We start from the raw sequence: 2,402 nt of genomic DNA, 5'->3' as shown, positions 1-2,402 counted from the left end.
TCGCGGCGGTGTGTGCCTCTGCGGTGTAGCCGTGCGTGCCGACCGCCTTGTCCTGGTGGCAGCCGGTCGAGCCGGCTCCACACGAGACCGCCGCGAACGGCGTCGGGCGGGCGTCCTTCGTGGTGTGGCAGCCGACGTTCGCGCACGAGGCGTACTTGGGTGCGCCACCCTTGCGCGTCGTGGCGTGAAGCAGCGCGAGGTCGGTACCGACGTGGCAACCGCTGCCTGAGTCCGCGCAGCCGTTGGCTGTCGAGACGACGTGCACGGTGCCGTAGGCGTCGTGCGTGGAGGCCGAACCGGTGTCATGACACTGGACGCAGGTCTTGGCCGACCAGTCGCCCGAGATGACGGTCTTGGAGCCCAGCGTGGTGTCCGTGTGGCACTCTGCGCACGTGACCGAGCCGCCGGCGGCCGAGACGGTCGCGTGAGCCGTGGCCAGAGTGGCCGAGTGGCACGTCGAGCACTCCTTGCCGCCCGCAGCGACGGTGCCGTCGGCACCCGTGCCCTGCTCGGCGGCGGTGAACGGCGCGGCGGTGTGCGTCGTCTCGGAGTAGTGGTTATCGGCGGCCGGGGTGTAGGCGTGGGCGCCGACATCAGTGGCGTTGTGGCAGTCGGTACACGTCGAGGTCTTCGAGAAGTTGTTCGTGCGCGTGTGGCAGATGGCGCACTTCTCCATGTCGGCCATCGCGCCATGAGCGATGGAGAGGTCCGTTCCGTGGCACTCGGTGCATTCAGCCGCAGCCGGGGTCAGCGCGTGGCGCGGGTTGTACGCCTCATGCGTGGACCCGTCGTGGCACACGCCCGTGCAACGGGCGGTGGCGTTGGCCCAGTCGATGCGAGTGGGATTGTCGTTGCCGTGGCACAGCTGACATGTGTTGGCGTACTGCGGGAACTCGGCGCCTTCGCCCACGAAGATCGCGTGGACGTCCGCGAGGTCCTTGCTGGCCGGGTGGCACCCGGTTCCGAAGCATCCGGAGGTCGTGGGGCTCGTGTGCTTCATGGCATAACCAACGTGGTAGTCGGTACCGGCCGTGGCGTGGCATCCGCCGGCCTGGCCACACGTCTGCAGCACGGGCTTGGCACCCTGCTTTGACGCGTCGTGGCAGCCGGCGAGAGTACATCCGCCGCTCGCGTCCTTGTGCATCGCATGAACGTCGTAGGTGGTGTGACAGCCGGCGCCGCTCGCGCCGCAGCCCGCGCTCGAGCCCGTGATCACGACAGGCGCGCTGACACCGTGCATGGGCGCCGAGGACCCGGCGGTGTGGCAGTCGGCGCACGCGTTGGTCGACCAGTTCGCGCCCACCTGAGCAGCACCGGTGGCACGCGTGTCGTTGTGGCACTCGGCGCATGCGACGGTGGTGCCGTACGGCGAACCCGAAGCCGTTGCGATGCCCGCATGCTGAGCAGACAGGCCGCCGGTCGCCTCATGGCACGTGGCGCACGTGGCGCTTGCGGTACCCCCGCTCGACACGGTCTCAGTCATGCCCGTTGCGGCGTGAATCGTCGCCGAGTAGTGCGCGGCGCCGAGGTTGGCGGTGTTGGGCGCACCCGAGTAGGTGCCGTCATGGCACGTGACGCAGTCGCGAGTGCCCGAGTAGCCCGCCTTCGACGGCGAGGTGTGACAGGCGCCCGAGAGGCAACCGGTCGTGGGGTGGTAGGTCACGATCGAAGTGTGCGACGGGTCGGTGCCGTGACAGCCCGCACCTGAGTTGGTGCAGCCGGTGTCACCGGCAGCGTTGACGTCCGAGCCACTCGTGAACGTGTGCATCGAAGCGTGATCGGCACCTGGGTGACACGCGGTGCAGGTGGTCGTCTTCGTGGCGATAGCCGCGATGACAGCACCATCCGTCGATCCGTGGCAGGTGTCGCAGACGATCACAGCGCCACTGTTGGTGGTGCGCCCGTTGTGCTCGATGGTGACCGACGAGTTGTGGCATCCGACCGCGGTGCACGTCACTCCGGTCACGGCCGTGTGGAACTCACTGGGCGTACCCGCATGCCCCCAGCTGACCTCGTGGCAGTTCGCGCAGGGGTGCTCGTGCTCGTCGAGCGCCGAGCCCGGTATGTGGCAGCTGTCGCAGTTGACGTAGGTCACAGGCATCTCAGAGCCGGCGACGGTGATCGGTGTGAAGGCGGCGGCGATGGTGTGGGGTGCGGTGACGTTAGAGAAGGTGTAGGTCGAGAGTGCACCGACACTTGAGCCGTCCACGGTGACGCTTGCGATCTGGTAGCCGGAATCAGCGGTGATGGTGTAGGTCCTGTTCGCACCGGATGCGACAGACATCGCGCCGACAGGTGAGATCGAGCCGCCGGCACCCGCTGAGGACGTGATGGTGTAGCTCGAGGCGGGGATGGCGGAGAAGGTGGCGGCGATGGTGTGGGGTGCGGTGACGTTTGAGAAG

Source organism: Coriobacteriia bacterium (assembly GCA_013334745.1).
In the GTDB taxonomy this organism is placed as follows: domain Bacteria; phylum Actinomycetota; class Coriobacteriia; order Anaerosomatales; family JAAXUF01; genus JAAXWY01.
This window is presented reverse-complemented; position numbering follows the sequence as displayed.